This is a genomic window from Blautia sp. JLR.GB0024 (genome assembly GCF_037000545.1).
In the GTDB taxonomy this organism is placed as follows: Bacteria; Bacillota; Clostridia; order Lachnospirales; family Lachnospiraceae; genus Blautia; species Blautia celeris.
Genome location: NZ_JBANBF010000002.1, coordinates 179,230 through 204,790, shown reverse-complemented (window position 1 = coordinate 204,790; position 25,561 = coordinate 179,230). Strand labels below are relative to the sequence as shown.

The following is a 25,561-nucleotide window of genomic DNA, read 5'->3' as shown; positions in this document are numbered from 1 at the left end:
GTACGAGTACGTGTTTATCTTCGGAAGCGTCCTTTATTTATCTGCAAATTCTTTTGCTGTCTTCTGTGCTTCGGACCAGATATCTTCCATCTCTTTCACCACATCCGCATATCCTTTATCCTCCACAGACTGGATAAACGCATCTTTCTTGGCGTCAAAGTCTTTGGGGTCTGACATGATCACATCAGCCACTCCAACCTTCACATACTCATCCACCTGGGCGGACAGATTCTTTGTCTCATCAGAAGGTTCCTTGATCAGGTTTGGTGTCAGGTCCACTTCTGTACTCAGCTTATATTCACCGGATGCGATCTTGGATTCGATCACCTGTCCCGGATACTGGGCATCGGCAACACCGCTGTCTGCAATGAAGATCTCGTCAATCTTGGTGGTGGATTTTTTAACTTCCTCGGCAGCTTTTAACAGACTGGCCGGATATCCGTCAGATAAGATCTGGCTGGAGCTGAGGCCAGAAAGTTTTGTATAGGCAAAGCCTTCACTCTGTGCATAAGTGGCATTTGCAGCCACGCCGTCGCGGTACTCTTTTGTCATCTGCGGAACACCGTCCACTACTTCCCAGTGAACCCCCTCAACACCGCTGTTTAAAAGCCTTGCGCCTTCTTCGCTGAACAGATAATCAATCATCTCAATGGCTTTTACCGGGTCTTCACAGTTCTTTGTCAGTGCCAGCGGATAATCCTGTGCCCATCCGAAAGGTTTGTCGCCCTCATAGGCACCGTACATATAATCCAGGCCGGTGGGCACGATCTCAAAGCCCTTTTCCGGGGTTCCGGCTGCCGCGTAAGCGTCATTCGCCGTATTGTACAGCCAGTTTGCATAGGTCACAAAGGTCTGTCCGTTTTTCAGCTTGTCCATATAGTTATCGTATTTCTGTGTGAAGATTTCCGGGTCCAGGATTCCCATGTTGTATGCTTTGTTGTAGAATTCCATGCAGTTCCAGAACGGCTCGGAATAGTAGGTTGCCAGCGGCTCTTTATTTACCATGTCATAGCACATGCCGTAGGACCAGTTTGTAACGCCTGACATAGCCTGATAAGGAATGGTCCACATCCAGAGGCCCCAGTCACTCCATCCTGAGATGGCATAGGTCTTATTGCCGTTTTCTGTCTCCGGTTCTGCATCCTGCATAGCCTTTAAAGCTTCCAGATAGTCATCTGTGCTCTTGATCTCCGGGGAACCGATCTCTTTGTACAGATCATATCTTGTATAGAGGGCAAGATTGGCACCTGAGCGGTCCACCACTTTCGTGTCCGTGGCCTTGTTGATCTGGACAGGAAGATAGTACAGTTTCCCGTCATTGCTCAGAAATTCTTTGGAGTATTCAATGGCGTCCGCGAATTTCTCTTTGATGTTCGGTGCATGTTCCTCGATCAGATCATCCAGCGCAAGGAGCTGTCCGCTCTGTAAGAGCGCCTGGGCATCCACACCCAGATCCCCGTAATTGCTGTTCACTATGCCCGGAAGGTCGCCGCCGGCCAGAAGCACTTTGAACTTCTGGGCGTCACCGTTGATGACATTCAGGCGCACCCCTGTCTTCTCAGCTATAGCGTCTGCGATGGTGGTATTCTGAGGTCCTGTCTCCAGAGCATCTTTATCCCAGAAGGTGATCTCCACCTCACCGCCGCTGCTGCTGTCCTTTCCCTCCTCCTGTTTCTCTGTTTTTTCCCCTGCGTCTTTCTTCGCTTCGTCTTTGCTGCCGCATCCTGCAAGCATGGACACTGCCATGGCTGTGCTCAAAAATAATGCGGTAAGTCTCTTCATTCTTTTTTTCATACTCATTCTCCTTAAACCTGTATTTTTCCTGCTGTACTCATCCCTTCACTGCCCCCATCATGATTCCCTTTACAAAGTGTTTCTGCAGAAATGGATATACACACATAATTGGTACGGTTGCGATCACCGTAATACACATTTTAATCGCCATCGGCGTTATCTTTACAGCGTTTGCAGTGTCGGCCATAGTCTGTGAAGATACATTTGCCACATTCTGGGCCTGGTTGATATAGTTGTAAAGTATCATCTGCATTGTCTGTAAATTTTCATCATTTACCAGAAAGTAATTGTCTGTCCAGTTATTCCACTGCGCTACCGCAGCATAGATGGCAATGGTTGCCACGATTGGCTTGCACAGCGGAAAGATAATGGAGCGGAATATCCTGAAATAACCGGCCCCGTCAATCCTTGCTGATTCCTCCATGGAAATCGGCAGAGACTCCATATACGTTTTTATCAGAATCATATAATATGCAGAAACTGCTGTGGGCAGAATGTAAAGCAGGAAGTTATCCTTCAGCCCGTATGCTCTCATGGTCAGATACCAGGGAATCAGTCCGGCATTGATATACATTGTGATAACAAAAAAGCGGTAAACAAATTTTCTTGCAAACATCTCCTGCTTTGTCACCAGGTACGCCAGAAATGATGTACACACCACGGTAAGCGCAGTCCCTAAAAACGTTCTCGCCACAGAGATTCCAAAAGCTCCCACAATATTATTCAGAGAAAAAAGCGTCTTATACGTCTGGAGGGAAAATCCCTTCGGCAGCAGAACTACCTTTGATGCCAGTTCCGGATTGCTTATGGAATATATGACCACATAGTAGAACGGGTAGATACAGACAATCGTGATCAGGATAAACAACAGGTAGTTGATTGCGTCAAATACTGTAAATTTCTGTTTCATTTCTTCCTCCTATACGATCGACTCGCCCCTGACTTTTTTTGAAAGCTGATTTGCCCCAAACAACATAGCCACACTGAACAGTGTCTTCAGCATACCCAGTACGGTTGAATAAGAATAATCATTGATCAGGATACCTACTTTATACACATAATAATCGAGAACCTCGATCCTGTCCGCAACCAGTGGGTTGAAGAATACAAAATACTGGTCAAATCCGTTATTCAGCAGATTACTGATACTCAGCAGCAGCAGTACAAAAAATGTAGGATACAGACTTGGAATCGTAATATTCCTGATAAGCTGGAACCTGCTTGCACCGTCCACTCTGGCAGCCTCATAGAGTTCCGCGTCGATACCGGCGATGGCTGCTATGTAGATGATTCCATTCCATCCAACGGATTTCCAGATTCCCAGTACCCACTGCATACACCATACCGCGTCGTTTTCTCCCAGAATATTAGTGAAAGCCTTTGTTGACCCCATCATCTTCAGGATATTGGCAATCAGACCCTCATTGGAGAACACGGCAAAGCTCAGCGCAAATACTATGATCCAGCTGATGAAGTAAGGCAGTGTGGTTGTCGTCTGTACAAATTTTTTAAAAAACGGCCTCCGTATCTCATTTAAAAATATTGCAAAAAACATGGGTATCGGTGCCGCAAGCAGTCCCAGACCGCTCATAACCAGCGTATTGCGCAGGACTCTCGACAGATCTCTCCAATCAGTAAAGATTTTCATAAAGTTCTTAAGTCCCACAAACTCCATATCACTAAGCGCCAGTCCCGGCTTATAATCAAAGAAGCCATACATCCAGCCAAATATAGGTACATAAGCAAATGCAAATACAAAGATTATGAAGGGCAGGGCCATGAAAAAAAGCCTGTACTTTGGTTTTATCTTTCCAGCCCTAAATTTTCCCACTTTCATTCCTCCTCTCTTATTTTATACGCTCCGGATTCGTATCTCTTGTTGATGGTTCTATTATATTGTCCGAAAGGGGGTGTCTCAATGGAGAGAATTATGATTTTCCGGAGAAAATTCGTATATAAAAAAAGAGGGGCCGTTAAAACGGAAAACCGATCATTATGGGGATCAAAAATATGGGGGATTTTTATGATTTTTGGGAAATTTATTGATTTATAATATCAGAACTGATCATATGACAGGTGTTTCCCCTGCAGTGATCACGCAGGGGAAGAAATGGTTTCTTTTATAGAAATGTCTCGGGGGCCATATCTCATGCCTCCTGCATACTCTTGATGATCCTGGCGATTTCCTCCGTGGTTTCCTCCAGTTCTTCCGCAATTACATCTATGGATTTTCCTTTTTCCAGCTTTCTCTTTACTAATTCCTTCAGCTTCTCCTGCTGTCCTTCCTGCTGCCCTTCCTGTCTCCCAGCCGCATAGGCTTCTTCACGCTGTACTTCCACATCCAAATCATAATCGTACTCTGCTATCAGCATATTTACCACCTCACTGCCCTTCTTTTTCAGATATTCGGTCAGTATTCCTGCCTTCATACATTCCTCTACGGCATTTTTGTATGCATCAGAGCTGCCTGTCTGCTGGTGTTTTCTTAGAATCTCTACAAATTCGCTATACTCCCTCAGTATGCTGCACCTGTCAAGGATCTCATGGCCCTGCTCCGGATTGATATTGATGACCTTCACACAGAGTTCCAGCATGGGGGAATGGGTATCCTCCTTCTGCGCATATGCATCTGAGAGGTACAGCATCTTCTCCTTTGCCCAGGGGTCCTTCCCATTATAAAAGGTATAAAACTCAGGGGTCGGAATCTTTACCGTCTTTTTTCTGTACCGGTCACGCACCGGAACGATCTGTTCTAAGGCCCTTCCTATATACAGCAGTTCCCGCAGCGGCATGTTCTCATTGATCGTTGACTGGTGTTCGCCAAACACCATTACCTTATCCTCAATACCAAAGGATACGTCATTGCAGAAATTCATATAAAGCACATCATCCACTCTGATCTTCCGGACTTTCGTCCCCTCCGGAAGGAGTTCGTCATGCAGTGCATTGTAAAGTGAAATCTCATTTTTCTCCGCAGATTCATCCTCGAAAAACAAATCCACAAATACACTGTTTTTGTACTTCTGGTTCTCTTTTGCTGCCATAAATGCCCTCCTTTTACAGGCCATATGACCTAAGGAAGACTTGCTTCTATATTTTATAGTATAGAAAAAACCTATAGATTATTCAAGACCTTCCCCTGAAAAACGGCCCTTATTTTATTTTGATTTGGTAAATTCGGGGGAACTCCCCATTTGACAGCCTCTCGGCCGAAAAGCAGAACTTATGAACTGATAAATCATAAGTGTATTCAGTATATCACAGAGAAAGGTTCCTTTCAACAGGCAGTAAAAAAGGATAGCAGTGCATAAAACTCACAACTGCTATCCTCAAATCCTCTCACACCTTAAACCGGTATCCAACACCCCATATGGTCTCAATATACTGCGGTTTCGCCGTATTAAATTCAATCTTTTCACGAATCTTCTTAATATGCACTGTCACTGTGGCAATATCACCGATGGACTCCATAGCCCAGATTTCCTTGAACAGCTCATCCTTTGTAAATACCCGGTTGGGATTCTGTGCCAGGAAGGTAAGCAGATCAAACTCCTTGGTTGTAAAATTCTTCTCCTCACCGTTGATCCACACACGCCTTGCCGTCTTGTCAATCTTCAGGCCGCGGATCTCAATAATGTCATTCTCCTGCACGCCTGTACCGATTAGTCTCTCATATCTGGCCAGATGTGCTTTCACCCTGGCAACCAGCTCACTGGGACTGAACGGTTTTGTCATATAGTCATCCGCTCCCAGACCCAGACCGCGGATCTTATCAATATCGTCCTTTTTGGCAGAGACCATGATCACCGGATTGTTCTTTACATTCCTGATCTCACGGCAGATCTCAAATCCGTCCACTTCCGGAAGCATCAGGTCCAGAATGAACAGATCATAATTTCCCTCCAGCGCCTTCTTAAGCCCCACGTCACCTCGGTGCTCAATCTCCACCTCAAAGCCGCTCAGCTCCAGGTAATCCTTTTCAAGGTCGGCAATTGCCTCCTCGTCTTCAATAATTAATATCTTACTCATTCATCGGTACCTCCTGGTATTTTCTAAGAACGAAGTACATAACCGTTCCGATATTCTCCTTGCTCGTTGCCCAGACCTTGCCTCCGTGATCCTCCATGATCTTCTTGACTATTGAGAGGCCAATGCCGCTTCCTCCCTTAGAAGAATTTCTGGAAGCATCCGTACGGTAAAACCTGTCAAAAATATTGGGCAGGTCTTTCGCTGCGATTCCTTTTCCGTTGTCCTCAATTTCCACCTGGACAAAATCCCCTACGTCCTTCACCCGCAGGTTGATCCTCCGCTCTCTGCTGCTGCCCATGTATTTGAGGGAGTTGCTCACAATATTGTTTATAACCCTTTTAATCTGCTCCGCATCGGCAATGACAAGCACCTCAGGTCCCACATAATTGGAATACTGGAACTGTACTGACTTGGATTCCAGCTCAGAATCCAGCTCCTCTGCACAATCATCAAAAAATTCCGTCACAGAAATCTTATTGAAGGTGTAGGGTATCCTGTTGGTATCCATTTTGGAGTAGAACGTCAGCTCATTGATCAGTCTGTCCATGTCATTAGCTTTATTATAGATTGTATGGATATATCTGTCCATCTTTTCCGGTGTATTTGCCACGCCATCCATGATTCCTTCCACATATCCCTTGATGGCAGTGATCGGTGTCTTCAAATCATGGGAAATATTGCTAATCAGTTCCTTATTATCCTTGTCAAACTCCAGCTTCTCCTCAGCGTTCTCCTTCAGTCTCTGCCTCATGGCCTCAAAATCCTGGCACAGATCAGATATCTCATTCACACCCTCGCTGGCAATAGAGAAGTCCAGGTTCCCTTCCTTGATCTTCTGGGTCGCTGTCCGCAGCTTATCAAGGGGTGAGATAACGCCCCTGTAAATCCACCAGGTAAGCCCCAGGGCCGTAACCGTGAGGATGATCACCACGGCTGCCAGCATATTCCGAATCAGCTCCTCTATCTGCGGCAGCGTTTTAAACACACTGGAAACCACAAAAAGACTGCCTTTTCCGTGCTCGCTGGTCTCAAAGTCAATTTGCTTAACCAGCGCCTTTATCTTGCCTCCCAGATAAAAACCATCGCTGCTGTCACCGCTGTCATCCTTGTAATCCGGCAGCCTGCTGATAAGCTCCGACGGGTAGGGATCACATCCTATATATCTTATTTTATCATCTTCCCGCACAATAAGATAGGAGTGTACCTGCTCCAATTCCTTGTTAATGGAATCCAGATATTCGATATTTTCCAAATCTTTGGGAGATTCCTTGGCTGCCTCCGACAACCGGCCGATAGCGCCGCTCGTCATGCTGTTGATCACCTCTGCCGTGTTGGTCAGGCTTTCATATGTGGCATTCTCAATTCCATACTGCTTTTCTATGGCCTTGAGCTGATACTGGCTGAAACCCCAGAACGCCACACCGGTAAACAGCAGAGGCTCCAGTATGATGATGAAAAAAGAAACGATAATCCTTGTCTTTAATTTCATGTTCCGGCACCTTTCTGTCCTCTGCCCTAGAGCGTGTTTGAAAATTCATTCCGACAAACTGTGGCGCACAGCTTGCCGAAAGCAATTTTCAAACACGCTCTAAAACGGGCATAATGTCTTCTGGTAAATATTATAGCATAATTTGCTGCATTTTCTTCTAAACAAAAGTGAATCAAATCTAAACTTTCTATAAAAAACCCTGCAAAATCCTTTGACTTTACCTGAAACACCTTCTAAAATATAATCAACAGGAAAAGCGGCCAGACCGCAGGACCCACCGAGGAGAAACTATGTTTTTAGATAAAGATAACCATCTCGCAAAATTAAATGAACTGTATAGGCAGAACTGCTTTCAGTCCGCCTCCCTCTACTGTGACGCCGGTATGGGAAAGACCACTCTTCTCAGACAATTTTCAGCCGGAAAACGCACCCTGTATTTCAAACCCCTGGAGACTACGGACCGTGAAAACTTCCTGGCCCTGAAGGAAGAAGCTATCCGTGTGCTTGGTGCTCTGGAAAAACTGAAAGCTGCCAAAAGATTCGCGGAACTGTTCCGCACCATAGGAAGATCCGCCAAAGAGGAACCTCTGCTCTTTATTATTGACGATTTTCCACATCTCATCAATAAAAACCGCAGACTATCCACATTGATCCAGTCTTATATGACAAAAGAGTGGAAAACTTCCAAACTTTTTGTGATTTTATGTAAACCAGCTTCCCTGTACGAAAAAGAAAGCACCCAGGCTGCCAATCCACTGCTCTTAAAGCCCTTTACTTTCTTTGAGACGCGGCAGCTCTTCCGCCATCTGCCCATAGAACAGCAGATCTGTATATTCGGCATTACGGGAGGCGTGCCCGGCTATCTGGCCTACTTTGTCAATGGCAGGCCATTTCAGGAGAATCTGTATCAGTTATTTTTCACGGAGGAAGGTGCCTTTTACCGACGTCCCACCAAGTTTTTAAAAGTACATCTGTCCGAGCCGGAACTGGCCCACTCTGCCCTTCTGTGTCTCGGCGCAAAAAGGCGCAAGCTCCACGAGATCTGCGAGCGGACAGAACTGACCCCAAGCGCCGCGGGGAGCCTTATGAATACCCTGGACCTGCTTGGTCTGGTGGATAAGATCATTCCCGTCACGGAAGACGCGGGAAGCCGCAGGACGCTCTACCGGATTGCTGACGGCGTATTCCGCTTCTGGTATACCTTTGCCGCGCCTCACCGCAGCGCCATTGAACTCGGGTGCGGAAGAGATGTATTTGAAAAGGAAATACTCCCTGCCCTGGACAGCTACTCCAAAGAGACCTTTGAGGATATCTGCAGGCAGTATCTGGATCTTCTCGCCTGTCTGGGAGAGGCTCCTTTCCCCTATGACCACGCGGGAAGCTGGTGGGGACAGCATCCCACCAGAAAACGCACCGAGTACGTCCCCATCGCTGCCTCGGATGACAGCAACATGCTTCTGGGAGACTGTTTCTGGACAGACCAGTGGATCGATCTGGAGGGCCTGCAGGGTCTTCAAAAACATGCCGGCCTGTTCCCGCACAGTACAATCTGGTACTGCCTGTTTGCCAAATCCGACTTTGTCTCCGGCATGGAAACCATCTTCGGGGACACTGTGAAAGTCTTTACACTGGAACAGATGTGTACACGGGCAGATGCCGTTGTCTGCACACCAGATATCTGCTAAAATTGGTAAAATAGATGCACATGACAATTTTTACGATATAAATGTCAATTCTCAGTTAGTTTTTATCAAGTTTCCTTTTGGATATACTAAAAGAAAAAAGGAGACACGGCAGAAATGGACGAGAAAAGAGAACGCCAGTTTCGGGAACTGGGACTGACTATATCGTATTACCGAAAACTGAAAGGGCTCACACAATTACAGCTTGCAAATGCCGTTGGTCTGAGCCGTACACACATCAGTAATATCGAAGCGCCCAGGATCAAAACATCCCTTTCCCTGGAAAGTCTGTTTGATATTGCAGATGCACTGGACATACAGCCCAGAGACCTGTTCAATTTCCGTGAGCAGCAGCAATAGCAGAAAAGGTTCCGCATTCCTTCAAGCAGAGAATGCGGAACCTTTTAATTTCTTATAAATATTTCTTTAAGTCTTCAGCCTTGTCCAGTCTCTCCCAGGGCAGATCCAGATCATTTCTTCCGAAATGTCCGTAAGCTGCGGTCTGTTTGTAGATCGGACGTCTCAAATCCAGCATTTTAATGATTCCGGCCGGCCTTAAGTCAAAGTTTTCACGTACGATCTCCGTCAGCTTCTGGTCAGAGAGTTTACCTGTACCGAATGTTTCCACCTGGATGGATGTGGGATGCGCAACGCCGATGGCATAGGAAAGCTGAATCTCACATTTTCTTGCAAGACCTGCTGCCACCATATTCTTTGCCACATAACGAGCTGCATATGCTGCGGAGCGATCCACCTTTGTACAGTCTTTACCGGAAAAAGCACCGCCGCCGTGACGGGCGTATCCGCCGTAAGTATCCACAATGATCTTACGTCCTGTCAGGCCGCTGTCCCCGTGAGGTCCGCCGATAACAAAACGTCCTGTGGGGTTGATGAAAAATTTTGTCTCTGCGTCCACCATGTCTGCCGGAAGGATGGGGTCAAACACGTATTTCTTAATATCCTCGTGAATCTGCTCCTGTGTGACATCCGGGTCATGCTGTGTGGAGAGTACCACTGCATCCAGGCGGATCGGGCGGTCATTCTCATCGTACTCAACCGTCACCTGTGTCTTGCCGTCCGGTCTCAAATAAGTCAGTGTGCCGTCTTTTCTGACCTTTGTCAGCTGGCGTGATAATTTATGTGCCAGGGAGATGGGATAAGGCATGAACTCCTCTGTCTCATCTGTGGCATAGCCGTACATCATACCCTGATCACCGGCGCCGATGGCGTCGATCTCTTCCTCAGACATGCTGTTTTCCTTTGCCTCCAGAGCCTTGTCCACACCCATGGCGATATCCTTTGACTGCTCATCAATCGTGGTGATCACACCGCAGGTATCCGCGTCAAAGCCGTATTTGGCTCTCGTATAGCCAATCTCACGTACGGTCTCCCTTACGATCTTCGGAATATCTACATAGGCATTCGTTGTGATTTCGCCCATTACCATAACCACACCCGTTGTGGTGCAGGTCTCGCAGGCCACACGGCTCATGGGGTCTTTTTCCATCAATGCATCCAGAATGGCGTCAGAAATGGCATCGCACATTTTATCCGGATGGCCTTCAGTTACTGATTCGGATGTAAATAATCTTTTTTCCATGTTGTTCTCCTTTTTTAAGATTGATTTATCCTGCGGCTGATTCCTGCGCCGAAGCGCGGCCGCCTGCGGTTATGTTCCTCTTGCTCGCCGTATGCAATAAAAAGGGTCCGCTTAAGCGGACCCATATCTTACATAAATGAATCCTCTTATTGTTCGACTATTTCGCTCAGGTTGGCACCTTCCTTTTGCAAGGGGTTGCCGTGACTTCACAGATCCTATGTATCTCCATCACTCTGAATAAGAGAAATTATAACCTATTCACTTGTCTTATATACGATAACGCTTTTTCTATGGTTTGTCAATGGGTAATGGATTTATTTCACCAGATACCCGCCGTCGACCGGGATCACCGCACCGCTCACGTAATCACTTGCATGGGAGGCCAGGAAAATAGCCGCGCCCTTCATATCATCCCCGGTTCCCCAGCGGTGTGCCGGGATTCTCTCCGAAATAGACGCAAATCTTGGATTTTCCGGATCCATAAGCGCCTTGTTCATCTCCGTCGCCATATACCCCGGCGCAATGGCATTCACATTGATTCCTCTTGCCAGCCAGTCATTGGTGAGTTCCTTGGTAAGCTGTGCCACACCACCCTTAGATGCCGCGTATGCGGGTATGGTCTGGCCGCCGAAAAAGGAATTCATAGAGGCAATGTTGATGATCTTGCCGTAACCCTTTTTCAGCATCACCCTGGCTGCCTCCTGGCAGAGGATAAAAATGCTGGTCAGGTTCACGCGGATGACCTCATCCCACTCCTCCAACGGAAACTCTTCCGCACTGTGGCGTCTCTGGATTCCGTGGGCAGTGAGAAGAATATCCACATCACCGCCCAGACTGTCCAGGCACTCCCGGAAAACACGGTATATATCCTCCCTGTCCCCCAGATTTCCCTTGACTCCGTGGCATTTAAATCCACGGCTCTTAAATTCCTCAGCCACCCGGAACACACTGTCAGAGGTACCCACGATCGCTACCTCACAGCCTGCTTCCATATAGCCTTCCGCCATTCCGTAACCCAGTCCTCTTGTCCCGCCGGTCACAATGGCTTTTTTTCCGCTGATATCAAATAAATCCTGTGCGTGCATCTGCTTTACTCCATGTATCCGCCCTTCATAGGAGAGACGGCCCTTTCTGAGAAGATTTTCAAGACACCCTTTTCATATTTTACGGGTTTTGGCTGCCATTTGCTTCTGCGTTCCTTTAAAACAGTCTCAATCTCTTCCTGTGTCTTCTTCTCACCTGCGATTCCCACTATGCGGAGCACGCGGCCCGGAATATTCACCTCGATCAGATCGCCCTCCTCAACCAGAGCGATGGGACCGCCCTCTGCCGCTTCCGGAGAGATATGTCCGATTGCAGGACCCTTGGATGCTCCTGAAAATCTTCCGTCTGTGAGAAGGGCAATGGAAGCGCCCAGCTCCGCGTCAGACGCAATGGCCTCTGTGGTATAGAACATCTCCGGCATACCGCTTCCTTTCGGTCCCTCGTAACGGATGATCACCGCGTCACCGGGTTTGATCTCATGAGTCAGCACCGCGTGGATGGCATCCTCCTCACAGTCAAAAGGACGTGCTTTCAGGGTAGCCTCGAACATTTCTTTCGGAACTACGGTATGCTTTACCACAGCCCCTTCCGGAGCCAGGTTGCCGTAGAGAATGGCAATACTGCCGTCTGTTCCAAAAGGTTTGTCAAAAGGACGAATCACATCTTCCCTTTTCAGACCCACTTTTTCCAGGTAACTGTCGCATTTATCATAGAAGCCGTTCTTTTTCAGTTCCTCCAGGTTCTCGCCCAATGTCTTACCGGTGACTGTCATCACATCCAGATGCAGCATATCCTTGATTTCTTCCATAATGGTCGGAACGCCGCCTGCATAGTAGAAGAACTGTGCCGGCCACTCTCCCGCCGGACGGATGTTCAGCAGATAATGTGCGCCTCTGTGGAGTCTGTCAAAGGTATCGCCGTCGATCTCAATGCCGAATTCCCTTGCAATAGCCGGAAGGTGGAGCAGGGAGTTTGTGGAGCCGGAGATTGCAGCGTGCACCATGATGGCATTCTCAAAGGACTTCATGGTCACGATCTTGTCCGGTGTCAGATCATGCTCTGCCAGCCATACTGACTGTTTTCCCGCTTCCCTTGCCACTACACGCAGGTCCTTGCTGGTAGCGGGCATAAGCGCACTTCCCGGCAGCATCAGGCCAAGTGCCTCTGCCATGATCTGCATGGTGGATGCGGTTCCCATGAAGGAGCAGGCACCGCAGGAGGGACATGCGTTCTGCTTGTAGAAGGTCAGCTTCTCCTGCGTGATCTCCCCGCGCTCGCACATGGCATTATACTTACCAATCTGTTCCAGTGTCAAAAGGTCAGGACCTGCGTCCATAACACCGCCTGTCACAATAATGGAAGGAATGTTCACTCTTCCCACGCCCATCAGGTGCGCCGGCATTCCCTTGTCACAGCTTGCAACGAACACGCCGCCGTCAAAAGGTGTGGCGTTGGCATGGATCTCGATCATATTGGCGATCATATCTCTGGATGCCAGGGAATAGTTGATTCCATCGTGGCCCTGGGCCTCGCCGTCACAGATGTCCGTGGTAAAATATCTGGCGCCGTGTCCGCCCGCCTCAGCGATTCCTGCCCTGGCCTCCTCCACAAGCTCCAGCAGGTGTCCGCTGCCCGGATGGCTGTCACCAAAGGTACTCTCAATCATAATCTGGGGTTTTGACAAATCCTCCAGCTTCCATCCTGTTCCCAGACGGAGTGGGTCTAATTCCGGTGCAATTTTTCTTAATTCCTGGCTTCTTAACTTCATAATCGTTCTCCTTTGACTAAGTGAATCTGATGAATCGCTGCTTGATTTGGAATGGATTGGTTTTTTGCAGACATCATACGTCGTATCTGTTTGTATAGTAACACTTCTTTTCCCCGGGGTCAAGAGGCTCACTTATTTTATCCCTTTTGCTTATTTTTACCCTCCGAAATTTATGCATATTTCACAAAACAAGAGGCCGCTTACATGCACGGCACCCGGGGCTTTTTCCTTCTGCACCGTGGGCAATAAAAAATCCGGGCCTGTTACAGCCCGGAAAGTCTCTCTATCTTATCCTGATTGCTTGCCAGATGCTCTATCATGGCATCCTTAGCAGCCTTGGGATTGCGTTCTCTGATGGCATCCACGATCATCTGGTGGGTGCGCACGGTTTCCTTTGTCAGGGAATAGTCCGTGATATTTATAAAAAGGGAAATACCTGACTGGATGACAGGAATGATATTCGGCATGATCATATTCTTGCTCATCTTTGCCAGCATTTCGTGGAACTCAATGTCCTTGTGCATATGAGGCTCCTCTTTGTCGCAGAGTTCTTTCACCTCATCCTCGATCCGCTGCAGCTCTTCTATTTCCTCCGGCATGGCCCGCTCTGCGGCAAGCGCTGCGATTTCCGGCTCAATGATCATGCGGACTTCACAAAGATCAAGGCCAAGCCTTTTCTTATCATCCACAAAGGCAAATCCCAGTGGGTCATCCACCACTCCGGGATTTTCACAGACAAAAGTCCCGCAGCCGCGGCGGATCTCCAGGATGTTTCTGGAGACAAGGATCTTCACTGCCTCCCTTATGGTACCTCTTCCCACGGATAACTGCTGTGCCATATCAAATTCATTCGGCAGCTTATCCCCCGCCTTCAGCGCCCTGTCCGCTATCAGGCTGATAATCTGCTCTGCCACTCTCTCAGGCAGTAATTTTTTACTTTCATTCAACGATTCTAACATATATAATTACCTCTTTACCTGTTTATAATGATCCTGCACCCTCATAACCACTGTTTTGCTGTACGTGTATCACAGACGGAACCCTGTCAGGGGTACTTTTTGTCGAAGGTTTTCTGCATTTTTCAGCATTTGTTTACATATTATAGCATGTTCGTTTAAAGAAAGTCTACCAGGCACAGCATAAAAAATGCCGTCCGGAGAAACGCATCCCCCGGACGGCAGCTTTAACCTTATGCTCTCACACTTACATCATAAGTCCCGGCAGGAAGCCCTGGAACAGAGAAAGTATGGATACAAATATGAGAATTGCCACGCCGGCAACAAAACCGCCGATACTCCATCCACGGATAGTATCCGTAACAGAAATCTTAAAGAACCGGCTGATTGCCCAGAATCCGGAGTCGTTCGGCAGTGAAAGGCCGATACCGCCTGCACAGATAGCAATTGCACACAGAATCGGGGATACACCGCCGGATGCAATTGTGCTGGACATGATCGCTGCTGTTGTCATAAGCGCTACAGTTGTGGAGCCCTGTGCGCAGCGGATGATCTGTGCGATCAGGAAACACAGTACCAGAATCGGAATGCTGAACTGTGACAGGGAACCTGCAACATAATCAGCGATACCTGTAGCCTGCAGAACCTTACCGAAAGCTCCGCCTGCACCTGTGATCAACAGAATCAGACCAACCTGGTCGGCAGCCTCTGTCATAATGTCTGTGGCTGTCTTAGTGATGTATTTTCTTGAGATGACTGCAGCGTAGATAACACCTGCCATCATGGCAAAGTTTTTATTTCCGATAAATGTCACAAACGGAACGATCGCGGAATCTTTTCCCACTGCAAGAGGGATAAAACTTCCCAGCAGAATCAGTACGATGGGAACAAGAAGGATGGACAGTGCCTTGCCTGCGCCCATTTTCGCGCGCTCTTTTCCTTTTCCGCTCTTGGACATTTCTGCTTCTTCTTCATCCAGATCCTCAAATGTATAGAAGTGGTTGTTCTTGTGGTCCTGCTTGTTCAGGATAGAACCATAGAAGATACCGCCAACGATCATTCCCACAAATGCGGAGATCAATGCATAGAAGAAGAAAATACCGATTTCAATATTCAGCTCCTCAGCAACAGCCAGCGGCGGCGCTGTAGGAAGCACTAATGCGAAAGTACATGTTGTTGCAACAGAGATCGCACAGGCAAATGTTACCATGGAGATCTTTGTTTTTTTGGAAAGCACACGAAGCATTGGGGCAAACATGATGTAAACAACATCGCCGAATACCGGAATACCTGTGATAAATCCTGAAAGTGCTACGGCGATAGGTGATTTTTTCTCACCGAATGCACCTAATATCTTATTGGAAATTGACTCAATACCGCCGGACTCGAACATGAACTTACCCAGCATTACACCAAGACCTGTTACCATACCGATACCGCCCAGAGTACCGCCGAATCCGTCTGTAACGGTCTGCGCCACATCAGCCAGCGGCATATTCACCAGCACACCTGTGCCAAATGCGGTGATCAACAGCGCAACAAAAGCGTTCAGCTTAAATTTAATGATCAACAACAATAATACGACGATTGCAAGAATAAAAATACCTATCAGCAACGGCCCTGTTACCATTTCTCCTGAAAACATATACGTTTTCCTCCTTTTCCCTTTTCCTGTTATCCCTGTCACTTCTTCAGCAAGTAATAACACGTATGACCTCTCATCCATTCCATAGTTCGACTATAACAAATCAGACGTCACACGTCAAGGGTAAATATAAATTATGTAAGTTTATTATAAATTTTCCATAAACTTTTTGTGCACTTTTTATATCGCATTCCACTTTAACGCGCTGCTAGCAGAAATACTCTGGGTATTTTTCAAGTATTTCCTGGAAATGTCTCCGGTAGGTACCCAAGTGCCTGTCATAAAAAATCTTCAGATCAAAGTCCACGGAGAGTCCCAGAAGCAGCATATGATAGATATCCCTGTGCTCCTGATGAATGGCTGTAAGGTCAGTCTTGTTCATGATCGCATCCAGATACCTGACCCTGTCGTAATGAGAACTGACCTTTTTCATGGCATACCAGGTCTTCTGCTTTCCCGCCATGGTATAGATCAGATGATGAAATTCATCGTCAAGCTTGAAGAAGGGGTCTATCTTCTCCTCATCTTCCAGCGCTGCCTTCTGCCTGTCCAGGTTGTCCTTCAGGATTTTCATTCCCTCTTCCTTTATATTGCCTGCAATCTGGCGAATGATCTCCGGTTCGATCACGGATCTGACAAAATACCCTTCCTTCAATATATCTATATGAATCATGGAAACCCTGGAACCGCTCTGCGGAAAAACATCCACAAGGGATTCCTCCTTCAGCATAATGATCGCCTCATGTATGGGCGTCCTGCTGATGCCCAGCAGCTCAGTCAGCTCCCCTTCATTTAATGTAGCTCCCGGCATGAGCTGCAGCGTCATGATGTTGCTTCTCAGCAGCCTGTAGGCATATTCCCGGTTATTTTCCTTTTCTCTCTTCTCTGATATTTTAATGGTCATAATCTGTCCTCTGTCCTGTATATTCTCTCTTTTACTGAAGCGTAACATACCCTGGACACCGCGTCAACTCAAGCAGCATCATAAGACAAGAGACGTCATACGTTTTGTGAATTCTATACATAAATCTCATTTATATGTTGGCACTTTTTCATATTGTACTTTGCTTCTGCATTTGTTATAGTAGTTTCAGGATAACTGATATATCAATTTATTTCATCCATCCATTCCATTTCGGCTTGTTTTCTTCATATTCTTGAGAATAAAAGCCGCGAATTAATATATCAGTTGCGCTGCAATATACAGAACGTGTTCTATATCAACGTTTATTTTTCAAATAAAAAGGAGTGTTCTAATCACATGAAAGCCATTAAAGTAATCGAACCATTCAAAGTTGAAATCGTCGACGTCCCCAAGCCGGAGATCAAAAATGATGATGATGTGATCGTACGCATCACCTCCGGTGGTATCTGCGGGTCTGACATCGGTATATATAACGGAACCAATTCACTGGCAACTTATCCGCGTCTGATCGGCCATGAGTTCGGTGGAATCGTAACAGAGACAGGTAAAAATGTAACATCCGTAAAGGCAGGCGACAAGGTTGCCGTTGACCCGGTTATAAGCTGCGGCCACTGCTATGCCTGCAGGATTGGACGTCATAATGTATGCTCTACCCTGGAAGTCATGGGCGTTCACAGGGACGGCGGCTTTGCTGAGTTCGTATGCGCTCCGGAAGCCAACATCCACAAATTCCACAAGGATTTTGATGAATCCTTCCTGGGACTGGTCGAGCCTTTCACCATCGGCGTGGAGATCAACAGAAGAGGCCAGATCACAAAGGGCGACAAGGTGCTGATCATGGGTTCCGGCCCTATCGGTATTGCTGCTATGCAGGTTGCTAAAAGAAACGGCGCTGAAGTCATCATGACAGACCTGGTAAAAGAACGCCTTGACAAGGCCCTTTCCATGGGTGCAGACGAAGTGGTTCTGGTATCTGAGGAGAACCTGGAGGAACGTCTCCTGAAATTCACAGACGGAGAAGGAATCCCGGTGATCGTAGACACTGTATGCATCCCCTCCTCCTTTGAGCAGAGTGTACAGCTTGCCTGCCCGGCCGGACGTATTGTAGTTCTCGGACTGAAGAATGTTCCCTCTCAGATCACCATGGCTGACATCACCAAAAAGGAACTGACCATTGCAGGCTCACGTCTGAACAACAACTGTTTCGACGAAGTGATCGCCGGTTTTGAGGACGGCACCCTCCATCCGGAACAGCTCATGACAAAATCCTACAATTACAAAGATATAATGGAAGCTCTGACCATGATTACGGAACATCCCCAGGATGTACTGAAGCTTGTCCTGAAGTTTGAAGACTAAATCAATCCATTGACAGAAACAGGAGGAATCTATGAACGAGATATACCTGACAAATGAAACTTCCGGTATCACTCCCGCTGAAGTGGAGAAATGCATGGATGAACTGCTGGCCCAGTACCCGGACTTAAAAAAGGTGCTTATCATACCGCCGGATTTCACCCGCTGCTACTCCTATGCCGGGGAACTGACACAGATTCTCTATAAGAAGCTGTCCCCCACCGCCACCGTACATGTGATGCCCGCCCTGGGCACCCACATGGCAATGGACGCAGAGGAGAAGGAAAAGATGTTCGGCCATGTCGTGCCTGAGGAAGCATTTTTAGTACACCACTGGCAGACAGACACCGTTTCCATCGGAAAAGTGCCTAAGGAAGTCATCGAGGAAATTTCCGGAGGGCTGTATTCCACGGACATTGAAGTTGAGGTCAATGAAAAGCTCATCCACGGAGGATATGACCTGATCCTCTCCATCGGACAGGTGGTTCCCCACGAGGTTGTGGGCATGGCCAATTACAGCAAGAACATCTTCGTAGGTGTGGGCGGACGCCAGATGATCAACAAATCCCACATGCTCAGCGCCATTTGCGGTATGGAGAAGGCCCTGGGTGTTGCGGACTCCCCCGCAAGGAAAGTCTTCGACTATGCCCAGCAGCATTTCCTAGACGGAAAACTCCCCCTGGTGTATATCCAGACTGTCACCACCTTAAAGGATGAGGAAATCTGCCTGAACGGACTTTACACAGGGCCTTCCAGAAAACCATTTGAGCTTGCGGTCCAGCTCTCCGAAAAGCTGAACATCTGTCATGTGGAGCGCAGGGCAAAAAAACTTGTCACCTATCTGGACCCCTATGAGCTGAAAACCACATGGGTGGGAAACAAAGGCATCTACCGCACAAGAATGGCAGTTGCCGACGGAGGGGACCTGATCATTCTGGCTCCCGGCGTCAAGGCCTTCGGCGAAAACGAAGAGATGGATCATATGACCAGGACATACGGATACAAGGGCCGGGACTATGTGCTGAAACTGTTCAATGAAGGTGCTTTTGAGAACAGGATCATGGCTGCCGCCCATCTGATCCAGGGCTCCTCTGACGGAAGATTCCGGATCACATACTGTACCAGACCGGAAAATCTTTCAAAAGAAGAGATTGAGAGTGTGGGCTATCAGTGGATGGATTATGAAAAAGCCGCATCCCTGTACGATCCGGAGACTTTGCACGACGGGTGGAACACACTGGAGAACGGGGAAGAGATTTATTTTGTGAAGACGCCTGCTTTGGGTCTTTGGAAAGTGGACTGACGGGAAAATATAAATTGAATCTTTGCATTGTTTTATAAACAACGGGGTATTTCTGTAAATATGCGCAGAAATACCCCGTTGCTGTGCATTACAAAGCGTGCTGCCGGGCACGAAATGAACAGCGGCCGGGGATCATTTTTATGGTAACCGATTTCTTTACCAATGTTGTATCCGGCATTTTTGTTCTGTATAATGGTTAACATACTTAAACGAAAGGATTTCAGCCGTGAAAAAACATCAGGTAAGAATAGATACAGACAAATGCGTTGGCTGTGGGATATGTGTGAAAGCATGCCCGGCACATAACATAGAGCTGAAGAATAAGAAGGCCAAAATCATACTGGATGACTGCCTTATGTGCGGACAGTGCACCGCTGTCTGTCCCAAAGAGGCCGCTTCCATAAGCGGTTATGAACATGAGGACACATACAGGAACCCAGAAGTGCGTTTAGACCCCCCGGCAGTTCTGGATACGATCCGTTTCCGAAGAAGTATCCGGCAATTCCGGGACAAAAAGATACCAAAAGAGATCATGGATCAGATTCTGGAAGCCGGAAGACTCACCCATACAGCAAAGAATATGCAGGACGTATCCTTTGTTGTCCTCGATAAAGAAAAAGACAACATAGAACAGATGGCAGTCAGCCTCTTTCAAAAAATAAAACCTGCTGCTGACCTATTCAGCCCCATGGCAAGGCGTAATAAGATTGATAAACACTTTTTCTTTTTCCGTGCCCCCGCCGTTATTGTCATTCTGGCGAAAAATAAAACAAACGGTATCCTGGCCGCCCAGAATATGGAATTTGCTGCAGAAGCAAACGGACTTGGAGTCTTGTACAGCGGCTTTTTTACAACCGCAGCCAACCATTCTTTCAAAATCAAAAAAGCTTTGAAAATACCCCGTGGAAAGCATGCTGCCATGACTTTGGTATTAGGATATCCGGATGTAAAATATCTCCGCCCGGCGCAGCGTGAACCTTTAGATGTAAGATATCTATAGAAAATGGAGTGCGATAATGGAATGTGAAGAAAGACTGAAAAAAATAGTAGACGGATTCCAAAAGAACAGAAATGCCTTTTCTGCCATTGGAGATGATACAAGGCAGCTCATCCTGCTTGTTCTGCTGGAAAGCGACCTGTCAGGTATCCGGGTAGGGGAAATCGCGCAAAAGACGCATCTTACGAGGCCGTCCGTATCCCATCACCTTCAGATTCTCAAAGAATCCGGCATCGTTGCAATGCGGAAAGAAGGAACAAAAAACTATTATTATTTGAGTGCAGAGGAGACGCAGTGGAAGGAAATCGCTGATTTAGTTAACCTTATCTATGGAAGTATCCGGCACATCAGCTCACGGTCATAACAATTTTTTATATTTTGGAGGACAGTCCCATGATCTTATATTTTTCAGGAACAGGCAACAGTGAATATGCTGCAAAGCGGATTGGTAAAGAAATCGGAGATGAAGTTACGAATCTGTTTGAAAGGATCAGAAACCATGACTTTTCAGCCATGCGCTCTGACAGGCCGTGGGTTATCGTCTCACCCACCTATGCATGGAGAATCCCCCGCATTCTGCATGCATGGCTGGAAAAGACTACGCTGTCCGGCAGCAGGGAGATTTATTTTCTCATGACCTGCGGCGGCAGTATCGGAAATGCGGAAAAGTATCTAAAGAAACTATGCAGTTCTAAAAACATGAATTTTTCAGGATGCTTTCCCCTTCTCATGCCGGAAAATTATATAGCCATGTTCTCCACTCCCGGCAGAGAAGACGCGCTGGAAACCATCCGCCTTGCGGAAGACCATATAGACAATGCCGCACGCCTGATAAAGGGCGGAAAAAAGTTCCCGCAGAGTCACCTTACCGTAAAAGATAAAATAAACAGCAGCATTGTCAACGATATCTTTTATCCGGTGTTTGTTCATGCAAAGAAGTTTTACGCAGCGGACTCCTGTATCTCCTGCGGAAAATGTGCGGATATATGTCCGCTGGGGAATATCCATATGGATAACGGGAAACCGGTGTGGGGAAAAGATTGTACGCATTGTATGGCATGTATCTGTCGTTGTCCGAAAGAGGCGATTGAGTATGGGGGGCATAGTAAGGGGCTGCCGCGGTATATTTGTCCGAAATAGGAGCAATACGTGGGAACGATTGTATCTCCCACTATTCACGAGACCATAAACAGGATGTTTTCTGCAGAAAACATCCTGTTTTATTCTTAATATAGATAATCGCTGAAATAAACAAATCAATCTGCTATAACTACTGTCTGGTCCTGATGTTTAGAACTGCAGGGGTATACCAGCCGCCTGCCATTTTCCTCCAGTGAAATATGATACTCAAAATCTTCCGCCAGTTCTGCCGCCGGGACTGTCAGGGAGTACACCCACCTTTCACACTTTGCAAACTTATACCTCCTGTATTCCGAACATCCTATATATCTTATATCCAAAACCGGTGATATTTCACTGCCGCCTATGACAATTACCTTCAGCCTTAAATCCTCTCCTCTCTGCAGGGAAGTTCTGGCCGTAGGAACAACAAGTCTTAATGCCTTGTCTACCACATTCCCCTTCAACTCCGGCAGATCAGAATACCACTTTGTCAGTTTATCTTTGCATTGTCTCAGTATAGGCGTAACCGCTCTCTGCTGTATATTCGTTATAACCCCCATGTCTCCATTGGATTCTACAGCCATCAGCAGATGATATTCCAGCTCTTCCACCGCTCTGAGCAGTTCTTTATAATCTGCCAATGCACTTTCATGGTTGTCTGCTTTACAGTGTATTTCAAAGCTTCCCCACAGACATCCGATCTCAGCAGTCCGCTTCATTGCCTGAAATGTATGGTTCCAATAATCATAACGTGATTTTTCACCTGCACTGTGTATCAAAGTTCCCAGCTTCTCGAATTCATCCACAAAGTCATACTGCTTCTTCATATCGTCCCAGGGAATCTCATTGCAGTATATATTCCCCGGTCCATCTTCCCATCTGCTTGGCCTGGGCATATTTCCATCCTGTTCTGCAAAAATATCTGCTGCTTTTTCCCCCGCTCCTTTACCAAATTCAGCTACAGAAAAATTTCGGTAAAAGTCACCGGTCGGAGCACAGCGTCCATTTTTTTTATACAGTTCCAAATCGGCTTCATAGTCCTGCCAACTTGTGCCTCCGCAGTTTATTTTCCTGGAGAAATCATTGCCCGCAAGCTGGTTATTTTTGGTCGCTCCCTCAATTGTGACAGCGGAAATTGCCGGGCATCCTTCTTTTACCATAAAATCAATGGAAAGGACCGTATCCTGTTCCACCTCTATATCAGGGACACAAATTTCATTATTTTCCTCACTGATCATTCTATCACGTAAAATCAGGTTTTTGATCTTAATATCCAGTTTTGCATCACACTTCTGGAATACCATACATACTGTATAATTTCCCGGCGGAAGTTTTAAAACATACCCTGAACACCCCTTTCTGGCTGTGTTCAAAACGCCCTTGCACTCAGGGTATTCCTCTGTATAAGAATCCGCTCCCACATATCCTTCCAGACATATTTTTTCAGACACTGATTCATCCCAGGGCTGCTCCCAGGCGGCTTCCATCAGTGCTTTAATATTTGGCGCAATACTGCATGTTCTCCAGTGAATCCCAAGAAGTCCGTCACAACCGTATCGTTTGGCGTCGAAGGCATCCCTGCGCATCCTGCCCACCCACAACTGGGGAGAAATCATGGCAGGGTCATCCTCCAGCCAGGGTATTGCCCAGGATGGCCTGTCTTTTTTCAAATCCTGAAACTTAGGCTCAATCGGATCAAAGCCTACATTTCTGTTAATACATGAAAAAGGCATATTTTCCGGCAGATACTTGTCAAATGCCGCGCGGTCCTCCTGTGGACCCAATGTCCAGCCACAGACAGCCAGCTCAAAGGGGGCATCCACCTTCTCTTTTGCCTCCAAGGCACAGGAAAAGTCCCTTATGGTTTTTTCTGTATCTTCCTTTGTATTTCCAAGCCATGTCCAGTCTTCCGGTGTCCACATCCAATAATAATCAAGGGAATGGGTCCTTTTGATTCTTTCAAAAATACCTTCATAAAGGCTTTGAATCATTTCTTTATCCGGCTCTCCTGTAATACCCAGACGTTTTCTTACTGCTTCCGGTATTGTCAGGGGAGCTTCTGTTCCTATACATGTCTTAACGGCCATCTTTTTAGCATAAGAAAAGGTCTCTGCCAAAACTTTACCATAAGCGTTAAACATCCGATTATACTTCTCGGCCGGAACATCTGCTTCGTGTATTTCATGACTGTATATTTCGTCTTCATACCCCTGCATATAATCTGGGCCATAACAGTCTTTCTCAAATATATTCCCCATCCCGCAAGGGTAATCCTTTGTCTTCATAGGATGATATCCCCAGCTGTTTCCATTGGTCTTAAAATGCTGGACCGGATAACTGTACTTTACCGTGCCATCTTCATTACAGTCTTCTTTCTTTCCAATCCAGACCAGTGGTTCTGCGGTCATTGCCTTTGGTGCTTCCCTGTTTTCAGGATAGGTATGGAGTGTAAAAAAATTAGCCCGCATCTTCGGCAGTTGTGTCAGAATCGCATAATAATCATCCTTATTCCACCAATCCGGTCCCTCCGGAAAGTCATGAAACGGATGGATTCCTCTCTCCTTAAAAATTGGTATTTCTCTGATATTTATCTTCCTATTCCATATGTCAACAGCACAATCCTCTTCCGGTATGGTATCCCCATGAAGATAAAATCTGATTCCCAGCAGCTCCAAAAAATGATACGCTGCGTAAAGTACAGAAATCTCCGTATTTCCGGTAAGTATGACCGGATCCTTTCCGGTACCTGAACCATACAAGATATATCCTTCTTCACCAAGATCTGTATAGTCCAGAACATGTCCATATGATTCTAATAAGCGGCTTCCTTTACATGCGGCAATTATCGCATTCCCGCTATCCGGCATTTTATTCACTATCAGCGGCAGCTCCAAACCCAACACATAAAGATAACGCCTTAATTCCTTTGCTGCCAGACCTGTCAGCAGGTCCATTCCCTTTTCTATCACTATATAGCTTTTCATATCTACCTACACACTTATCCCTTCTGCTTACTTAACCCTTGACGGCCCCTGCCATCAGTCCCTTCACAAAATATTTTTGCCCCACTACAGCCAGTATAATGATGACCGGAATACATGACAGTAACGCCCCTGCAAGAGGTGCCCCGTAAGATATCTTATAAAAACTCTGAAGACGCATGAGGCCAATAGGCAGTGTATACTTTTCCTCCGCATTCAGATAGATCAAAGGCGTCATAAAATCATTCCATGTATTCATAAATGTAAGAACACCCTGTATGCCAATTCCTGCCTTACTTAGGGGTATTGCTATCTTCATGAATATCTTAAACTCACCATACCCATCAATCATTGCGCTCTCATATAAATCTTTTGGAATCTGTCCCATGATCTGACACAGCAGAAATATTCCAAATGCGTTTATCAGTGCCGGTATGATCAGGGGTACATACGATCCGAACAGCCCCATGGTTTTATACATCTGAAACTGGGGAACCATCAGCACCTGCGGGGGTATCAGCATCGTTGCCAGTATCAGGCTCATAAGAATACCTTTTCCTCTAAATTCAAATCTTGTGAATCCATATGCCACCAGCCCGTCAACCAGCATAGCAAGAACCGCAGCAGCCGCAGCCACACAAAAGCTGTTCATAAACTGCTTCCAGAACGGGATAGTCTCAAATAGGGTTTTAAAATTATCAAGGGTTATCTCCCTCGGAATCAGCCGTAATATATGCCTGTTCATCTCCAGATCCGTCTTAAGTGCTCCTGATATCATAAATACGAAGGGATACAGGATGAACAGCACAGCCACCAACAATACTATATGGAAAAGGATACTTGCAATCACTCTTTTTTTCTTCATCCGCA

At 46.7% G+C, this 25,561-nt stretch carries 22 protein-coding genes and 1 riboswitch; of the genes, 8 read left to right on the top strand and 14 right to left on the bottom strand.

The annotated features are described in order from the left end of the window. Positions 1-33 precede the first annotated feature (33 nt). The 6 genes from V8Q34_RS05100 to V8Q34_RS05075 all read right to left on the bottom strand — a co-directional run bounded on the left by V8Q34_RS05100 (position 34) and on the right by V8Q34_RS05075 (position 7,312). On the bottom strand, positions 34-1,794 hold the full coding sequence (locus V8Q34_RS05100) for a hypothetical protein (protein ID WP_335834966.1): 1,761 nt from the start codon (positions 1,792-1,794) through the stop codon (positions 34-36). 37 nt (positions 1,795-1,831) lie between these two features. Continuing rightward, a complete protein-coding gene (locus tag V8Q34_RS05095; protein ID WP_033141245.1) occupies positions 1,832-2,704 on the bottom strand; it encodes a carbohydrate ABC transporter permease in 873 nt (290 codons plus the stop codon). Positions 2,705-2,713: 9 nt separating this feature from the next. Next, entirely contained in the window at positions 2,714-3,631 is a 918-nt protein-coding gene (locus V8Q34_RS05090) for an ABC transporter permease subunit (RefSeq protein ID WP_033141246.1), read from the bottom strand. A gap of 310 nt (positions 3,632-3,941) precedes the next feature. After that, positions 3,942-4,838, bottom strand: coding sequence for a hypothetical protein (locus V8Q34_RS05085; RefSeq protein ID WP_335834965.1), 897 nt, complete (start codon positions 4,836-4,838; stop codon positions 3,942-3,944). Positions 4,839-5,133: 295 nt separating this feature from the next. Continuing rightward, positions 5,134-5,823, bottom strand: coding sequence for a response regulator transcription factor (locus V8Q34_RS05080; protein WP_033142629.1), 690 nt, complete (start codon positions 5,821-5,823; stop codon positions 5,134-5,136). Further along, positions 5,816-7,312: a sensor histidine kinase gene (locus V8Q34_RS05075; RefSeq protein ID WP_033142628.1), complete on the bottom strand. Its 1,497-nt coding sequence runs from the start codon at positions 7,310-7,312 to the stop codon at positions 5,816-5,818. Before V8Q34_RS05075 ends, V8Q34_RS05080 begins: the two co-directional genes overlap by 8 nt. A gap of 47 nt (positions 7,313-7,359) precedes the next feature. Here V8Q34_RS05075 and V8Q34_RS27510 point away from each other — a divergent pair, with 47 nt between their 5' ends. From V8Q34_RS27510 to V8Q34_RS05065, 3 genes are all read left to right on the top strand, one after another. Continuing rightward, positions 7,360-7,473, top strand: a complete 114-nt coding sequence (locus tag V8Q34_RS27510) for a DUF6783 domain-containing protein (protein WP_353963995.1) — start codon at positions 7,360-7,362, stop codon at positions 7,471-7,473. A 129-nt stretch (positions 7,474-7,602) separates the two neighbouring features. Then, positions 7,603-8,997: an ATP-binding protein gene (locus V8Q34_RS05070; RefSeq protein WP_335834964.1), complete on the top strand. Its 1,395-nt coding sequence runs from the start codon at positions 7,603-7,605 to the stop codon at positions 8,995-8,997. Positions 8,998-9,111: 114 nt separating this feature from the next. Next, positions 9,112-9,354 (top strand): helix-turn-helix transcriptional regulator, encoded by a 243-nt coding sequence (locus V8Q34_RS05065; RefSeq protein ID WP_033142627.1) that lies wholly within the window; start codon positions 9,112-9,114, stop codon positions 9,352-9,354. 52 nt (positions 9,355-9,406) lie between these two features. On the opposite strand, the gene metK is transcribed toward V8Q34_RS05065, so the two are convergent. From metK to V8Q34_RS05035, 6 genes are all read right to left on the bottom strand, one after another. After that, positions 9,407-10,594, bottom strand: a complete 1,188-nt coding sequence (metK, locus tag V8Q34_RS05060; protein WP_033142626.1) for a methionine adenosyltransferase — start codon at positions 10,592-10,594, stop codon at positions 9,407-9,409. A 143-nt stretch (positions 10,595-10,737) separates the two neighbouring features. After that, positions 10,738-10,838, bottom strand: a riboswitch (SAM riboswitch). A gap of 70 nt (positions 10,839-10,908) precedes the next feature. After that, a complete protein-coding gene (locus tag V8Q34_RS05055) occupies positions 10,909-11,679 on the bottom strand; it encodes an SDR family NAD(P)-dependent oxidoreductase (protein WP_033142625.1) in 771 nt (256 codons plus the stop codon). Positions 11,680-11,684: 5 nt separating this feature from the next. Continuing rightward, positions 11,685-13,406 (bottom strand): dihydroxy-acid dehydratase, encoded by a 1,722-nt coding sequence (ilvD, locus tag V8Q34_RS05050; RefSeq protein ID WP_033142624.1) that lies wholly within the window; start codon positions 13,404-13,406, stop codon positions 11,685-11,687. A gap of 263 nt (positions 13,407-13,669) precedes the next feature. Next, complete coding sequence (locus tag V8Q34_RS05045) at positions 13,670-14,365, bottom strand: FadR/GntR family transcriptional regulator (RefSeq protein WP_033142623.1); 696 nt, start codon at positions 14,363-14,365, stop codon at positions 13,670-13,672. A 244-nt stretch (positions 14,366-14,609) separates the two neighbouring features. Then, positions 14,610-16,007: a GntP family permease gene (locus tag V8Q34_RS05040; protein ID WP_103730931.1), complete on the bottom strand. Its 1,398-nt coding sequence runs from the start codon at positions 16,005-16,007 to the stop codon at positions 14,610-14,612. A 208-nt stretch (positions 16,008-16,215) separates the two neighbouring features. Beyond that, the gene (locus V8Q34_RS05035; RefSeq protein WP_033142622.1) at positions 16,216-16,911 is read right to left on the bottom strand and encodes a GntR family transcriptional regulator; all 696 of its coding nucleotides are present in this window, start codon (positions 16,909-16,911) and stop codon (positions 16,216-16,218) included. A 357-nt stretch (positions 16,912-17,268) separates the two neighbouring features. Between V8Q34_RS05035 and V8Q34_RS05030 the strand changes: the two genes are divergently transcribed. The 5 genes from V8Q34_RS05030 to V8Q34_RS05010 all read left to right on the top strand — a co-directional run bounded on the left by V8Q34_RS05030 (position 17,269) and on the right by V8Q34_RS05010 (position 21,728). After that, positions 17,269-18,291 (top strand): zinc-binding alcohol dehydrogenase family protein, encoded by a 1,023-nt coding sequence (locus V8Q34_RS05030; RefSeq protein ID WP_033142621.1) that lies wholly within the window; start codon positions 17,269-17,271, stop codon positions 18,289-18,291. A 31-nt stretch (positions 18,292-18,322) separates the two neighbouring features. Next, positions 18,323-19,591, top strand: coding sequence for a lactate racemase domain-containing protein (locus tag V8Q34_RS05025; RefSeq protein ID WP_103731385.1), 1,269 nt, complete (start codon positions 18,323-18,325; stop codon positions 19,589-19,591). A 226-nt stretch (positions 19,592-19,817) separates the two neighbouring features. Further along, a complete protein-coding gene (locus V8Q34_RS05020) occupies positions 19,818-20,591 on the top strand; it encodes a nitroreductase family protein (protein WP_335834963.1) in 774 nt (257 codons plus the stop codon). Between the two features lie 16 nt (positions 20,592-20,607). Beyond that, complete coding sequence (locus V8Q34_RS05015; protein ID WP_103731387.1) at positions 20,608-20,952, top strand: ArsR/SmtB family transcription factor; 345 nt, start codon at positions 20,608-20,610, stop codon at positions 20,950-20,952. 29 nt (positions 20,953-20,981) lie between these two features. Beyond that, a complete protein-coding gene (locus V8Q34_RS05010; protein ID WP_335834962.1) occupies positions 20,982-21,728 on the top strand; it encodes an EFR1 family ferrodoxin in 747 nt (248 codons plus the stop codon). Positions 21,729-21,844: 116 nt separating this feature from the next. Here V8Q34_RS05010 and V8Q34_RS05005 read toward each other — a convergent pair whose 3' ends face one another. Both V8Q34_RS05005 and V8Q34_RS05000 read right to left on the bottom strand, forming a co-directional pair. Beyond that, positions 21,845-24,694, bottom strand: coding sequence for a hypothetical protein (locus tag V8Q34_RS05005; RefSeq protein ID WP_335834961.1), 2,850 nt, complete (start codon positions 24,692-24,694; stop codon positions 21,845-21,847). Between the two features lie 31 nt (positions 24,695-24,725). Continuing rightward, positions 24,726-25,556 carry a carbohydrate ABC transporter permease gene (locus V8Q34_RS05000; RefSeq protein WP_158587241.1) on the bottom strand — a complete coding sequence of 277 codons (831 nt, stop codon included), beginning with the start codon at positions 25,554-25,556 and terminating at the stop codon, positions 24,726-24,728. Positions 25,557-25,561 lie beyond the last annotated feature (5 nt).

Excerpts from the sequence above, each read along its gene's own strand:
- V8Q34_RS05065 (WP_033142627.1), top strand. The coding sequence starts at position 9,112 with ATGGACGAGAAAAGAGAACGCCAGTTTCGGGAACTGGGACTGACTATA.
- V8Q34_RS05075 (WP_033142628.1), bottom strand. The coding sequence starts at position 7,312 with ATGAAATTAAAGACAAGGATTATCGTTTCTTTTTTCATCATCATACTG.
- V8Q34_RS05070 (WP_335834964.1), top strand. The coding sequence starts at position 7,603 with ATGTTTTTAGATAAAGATAACCATCTCGCAAAATTAAATGAACTGTAT.
- V8Q34_RS05005 (WP_335834961.1), bottom strand. The coding sequence starts at position 24,694 with ATGAAAAGCTATATAGTGATAGAAAAGGGAATGGACCTGCTGACAGGT.
- V8Q34_RS05080 (WP_033142629.1), bottom strand. The coding sequence starts at position 5,823 with ATGAGTAAGATATTAATTATTGAAGACGAGGAGGCAATTGCCGACCTT.
- V8Q34_RS05040 (WP_103730931.1), bottom strand. The coding sequence starts at position 16,007 with ATGTTTTCAGGAGAAATGGTAACAGGGCCGTTGCTGATAGGTATTTTT.
- V8Q34_RS05045 (WP_033142623.1), bottom strand. The coding sequence starts at position 14,365 with ATGTTAGAATCGTTGAATGAAAGTAAAAAATTACTGCCTGAGAGAGTG.
- metK (WP_033142626.1), bottom strand. The coding sequence starts at position 10,594 with ATGGAAAAAAGATTATTTACATCCGAATCAGTAACTGAAGGCCATCCG.
- V8Q34_RS05030 (WP_033142621.1), top strand. The coding sequence starts at position 17,269 with ATGAAAGCCATTAAAGTAATCGAACCATTCAAAGTTGAAATCGTCGAC.
- V8Q34_RS05035 (WP_033142622.1), bottom strand. The coding sequence starts at position 16,911 with ATGACCATTAAAATATCAGAGAAGAGAGAAAAGGAAAATAACCGGGAA.
- V8Q34_RS05100 (WP_335834966.1), bottom strand. The coding sequence starts at position 1,794 with ATGAAAAAAAGAATGAAGAGACTTACCGCATTATTTTTGAGCACAGCC.
- V8Q34_RS05010 (WP_335834962.1), top strand. The coding sequence starts at position 20,982 with ATGATCTTATATTTTTCAGGAACAGGCAACAGTGAATATGCTGCAAAG.
- V8Q34_RS05090 (WP_033141246.1), bottom strand. The coding sequence starts at position 3,631 with ATGAAAGTGGGAAAATTTAGGGCTGGAAAGATAAAACCAAAGTACAGG.
- ilvD (WP_033142624.1), bottom strand. The coding sequence starts at position 13,406 with ATGAAGTTAAGAAGCCAGGAATTAAGAAAAATTGCACCGGAATTAGAC.
- V8Q34_RS05015 (WP_103731387.1), top strand. The coding sequence starts at position 20,608 with ATGGAATGTGAAGAAAGACTGAAAAAAATAGTAGACGGATTCCAAAAG.
- V8Q34_RS05055 (WP_033142625.1), bottom strand. The coding sequence starts at position 11,679 with ATGCACGCACAGGATTTATTTGATATCAGCGGAAAAAAAGCCATTGTG.
- V8Q34_RS05095 (WP_033141245.1), bottom strand. The coding sequence starts at position 2,704 with ATGAAACAGAAATTTACAGTATTTGACGCAATCAACTACCTGTTGTTT.
- V8Q34_RS05000 (WP_158587241.1), bottom strand. The coding sequence starts at position 25,556 with ATGAAGAAAAAAAGAGTGATTGCAAGTATCCTTTTCCATATAGTATTG.
- V8Q34_RS05025 (WP_103731385.1), top strand. The coding sequence starts at position 18,323 with ATGAACGAGATATACCTGACAAATGAAACTTCCGGTATCACTCCCGCT.
- V8Q34_RS05085 (WP_335834965.1), bottom strand. The coding sequence starts at position 4,838 with ATGGCAGCAAAAGAGAACCAGAAGTACAAAAACAGTGTATTTGTGGAT.